Source organism: Pseudomonas sp., assembly GCF_033723075.1.
GTDB lineage: Bacteria > Pseudomonadota > Gammaproteobacteria > Pseudomonadales > Pseudomonadaceae > Aquipseudomonas.
Map to the genome: position 1 here is coordinate 1 of NZ_JAWVXU010000052.1, position 3,565 is coordinate 3,565.

General features: G+C 66.5%; 2 protein-coding genes. Both read left to right on the forward strand.

Annotated elements, in window-relative coordinates:
- Positions 1-2,737, forward strand: a 2,737-nt coding sequence (locus tag R3355_RS24200) for a sarcosine oxidase subunit alpha family protein (protein ID WP_318963680.1), incomplete at its 5' end; no start/stop codon positions are given.
- Between the two features lie 123 nt (positions 2,738-2,860).
- Positions 2,861-3,499 (forward strand): sarcosine oxidase subunit gamma, encoded by a 639-nt coding sequence (locus R3355_RS24205; protein WP_318963681.1) that lies wholly within the window; start codon positions 2,861-2,863, stop codon positions 3,497-3,499.
- The last annotated feature ends 66 nt before the right edge of the window (positions 3,500-3,565 follow it).

Here is a 3,565-nt window from a genome sequence, read left to right on the forward strand (position 1 = left end):
CAGCACCAACGGCTGGCCGAGCGTCAACACCGACCTGATGGGCATTCTCGGCAAGGTCGGCGGGCAGATGATGCCGCCGGGGTTCTACTACAAGACCTTCATGTACCCGCAGAACCTCTGGCTGACCTACGAGAAGTACATCCGCAAGGCCGCCGGGTTGGGCCGTGCACCGAAGGAAAACGATCCGGACAGCTACGACTACATGAACCAGCACTGCGACGTGCTGGTGGTCGGTGGCGGCGCCGCCGGTCTGGCGGCGGCATTGGCCGCCGGGCGTAGCGGGGCGCGGGTGATCCTCGCCGACGAGCAGGAAGAGTTCGGTGGTCATTTGCTCGACAGCCGCGAAACCCTCGACGGCAAACCGGCTAGCGACTGGGTGGCCAAGGCCCTCGCCGAACTGGCCGGCATGCCGGAAGTGACCTTGCTGCCGCGCGCCACCGTGCACGGTTACCACGACCATAACTTCCTGACCATTCACGAGCGGCGTACCGACCACCGCGGTGAAGCCGGGCAACTGGGTCCGTTCATGCACGCGGCGGTGCGTCAGCGTCTGCACCGCGTGCGCGCCAAGCGCGTGGTGCTGGCCACCGGTGCCCACGAGCGGCCGCTGGTGTACGCCAACAACGACGTGCCGGGCAACATGCTGGCCGGCGCGGTATCCACCTACGTGCGCCGTTATGGCGTGGCGCCGGGCAAGCGCCTGCTGCTGTCGACCACCAACGACTACGCCTACCGCGTGGCCCTGGACTGGCTGGAAGCCGGCCTGCAGGTGGTGGCGATCGCCGATGCGCGGGCCAACCCGAAGGGCGCCTGGGTCGAGGAAGCACGGGCCAAGGGCCTGCGCGTAATCACCGGCAGCGCAGTCATCGAAACCCGCGGCAGCAAGCGCGTCAGCGCGGCGCGGGTGGCCCGCATCGATCCGCAGGCGTTCAAGGTCACCAGCCCCGGCGACTGGCTGGACTGCGACCTGGTGGCCAGTTCCGGCGGCTACAGCCCGGTGGTGCACCTGGCTTCGCACCTCGGCGGCAAGCCGGTGTGGCGCCAGGACATCCTCGCCTTCGTCCCCGGCGAAGGCTTCCAGCAGCGGGTCTGCGCCGGTGCGGTGAATGGCGTGTTCGCGCTCGCCGAGGTGCTCGCCGATGGTTGCGCCGCCGGGGTCAAGGCTGCCTCGGAGGCTGGCTTCGCCGCCGCCAGTGGCGAGTTGCCGAAGGTCTTCGGTCACCATGAAGAGCCCAGCCTGGCGCTGTTCCAGGTGCCCCACGATAAACCCACGGCGCGCGCGCCGAAGCAGTTCGTCGACCTGCAGAACGACGTCACCGCGGCCGGCATCGAGCTGGCCACCCGCGAGGGCTTCGAGTCGGTCGAGCACGTCAAACGCTACACCGCGCTGGGCTTCGGCACCGACCAGGGCAAGCTGGGCAACATCAACGGTCTGGCCATTGCCGCCCGTTCGCTGGGCATCAGCATCCCCGAGATGGGCACCACCATGTTCCGCCCCAACTACACCCCGGTGACGTTCGGTGCGGTGGCCGGGCGCAACTGCGGCGCGCTGTTCGACCCGGTGCGCCACACCGCGCTGCACAGCTGGCACCTGAAAAATGGCGCCGAGTTCGAGGATGTCGGCCAGTGGAAGCGCCCCTGGTACTTTCCGAAGAATGGCGAAGACCTGCATGCCGCGGTCGGCCGCGAATGCAAGGCAGTGCGCGACAGCGTCGGCATCCTCGATGCCTCGACCTTGGGCAAGATTGATATCCAGGGTCCGGATGCGCGCGAGTTCCTCAACCGCGTCTATACCAACGCCTGGACCAAGCTGGACGTGGGCAAGGCGCGCTATGGCCTGATGTGCAAGGAAGACGGCATGGTCTTCGACGACGGCGTGACCGCCTGCCTGGCCGACAACCACTTCGTCATGACCACCACCACCGGCGGCGCCGCGCGGGTCATGCAGTGGCTGGAAATCTATCAGCAGACCGAGTGGCCGGAGCTCAAGGTGTACTTCACCTCGGTCACCGACCACTGGGCGACCATGACCCTGTCCGGACCCAACAGCCGCAAGCTGCTGAGCGAGGTCACCGACATCGACCTGGACAAGGACGCCTTCCCGTTCATGACCTGGAAGGAAGGCTTGGTCGGCGGTGTGCCGGCGCGGGTGTTCCGCATCTCCTTCACCGGCGAGCTCTCCTACGAGGTCAACGTGCAGGCCGACTACGCCATGGGCGTGATGGAGAAGATCGTCGCGGCCGGCAAGCAGTACAACCTGACCCCGTACGGCACCGAGACCATGCACGTGCTGCGCGCCGAGAAGGGCTTCATCATCATCGGCCAGGACACCGACGGTTCGGTCACCCCGGACGACCTGAACATGGGCTGGTGCGTCGGCCGGACCAAGCCCTTCTCCTGGATCGGCTGGCGCGGCATGAACCGCCAGGACTGCGTGCGCGAGGACCGCAAGCAGCTGGTGGGGCTCAAACCGCTCGACCCGAACAAGGTGCTGCCGGAAGGCACGCAACTGGTGTTCGACCCGAAACAGCCGGTGCCGATGAGCATGGTCGGTCACGTCACCTCCAGCTACTTCAGCACCAGCATGGGCTACAGCTTCGCCCTGGCCTTGGTCAAGGGCGGCCTGAAACGCATGGGCGAGAAGGTCTTCGCACCCCTGGCCAACGGCACGCTGATCGAGGCTGAAATCGTCAGCGCGGTGTTCCTAGACCCGAAAGGCGAGCGGCAGAATGTTTGATCGGGGATGGGCGCCTGCCGGCCCCTCTCCCTTGAGGGGAGAGGGGCGGACTTCCAGTCGAACACTTATCCATTGCCCCACCCAGAACTCCAACGGCGCTCAAGCGCGCCAGGTAGGTGAAGCATGACCGCAGTGAATGTCTACAAACAACGCCCCGACGCCGGCTACGCCGAGTCGCCGCTGTTCCACGCCGGCCTCGACGAGCTGGCGCGCAAGGCCCCATTGAACAAGAGCAGCGCCGGGGTGACCTTGCGCGAGAACAAGCTGCTCGGCCACCTGACCCTGCGTGGCGATCCCGATGACAGCAACTTCACCGGCGCCGTGCACAAGGCTCTGGGCCTGGAACTGCCAGGCGCGCTGGCTCTGGTCAGCCGTGGTGATACCTCGTTGCAGTGGCTGGGCCCGGACGAGTGGCTGCTGATCGTGCCCGGCGGCAGCGAGTTCGCCGTCGAGCAGAAGCTGCGCGAGGCCCTGGCCGGCCAGCATTGCCAGGTGGTCAACGTCAGCGGCGGCCAGACCCTCGTCGAGCTGAGCGGGCCGAAAGTCCGTGAACTGCTGATGAAATCGACCAGCTACGACGTGCACCCGCGCAACTTCCCGGTGGGCAAGGCGGTCGGCACGGTGTTCGCCAAGTCGCAACTGGTGATCCGCCACACCGGCGAGGACACCTGGGAACTGGTGGTTCGGCGCAGCTTCGCCGACTACATCTGGCTATGGCTGCAGGATGCCAGCGCCGAGTACGGGTTGGCGATCGAGGCCTGAACTGTAGGGTGGACGACGCTTTTTTCGTCCACCGGAGGACACCCAAGGTGGATGGGTGAAGCGTCA

Bases quoted from the DNA above. Each gene is read 5' to 3' on its own strand.
- R3355_RS24205 (WP_318963681.1), top strand. From the start codon at position 2,861: ATGACCGCAGTGAATGTCTACAAACAACGCCCCGACGCCGGCTACGCC.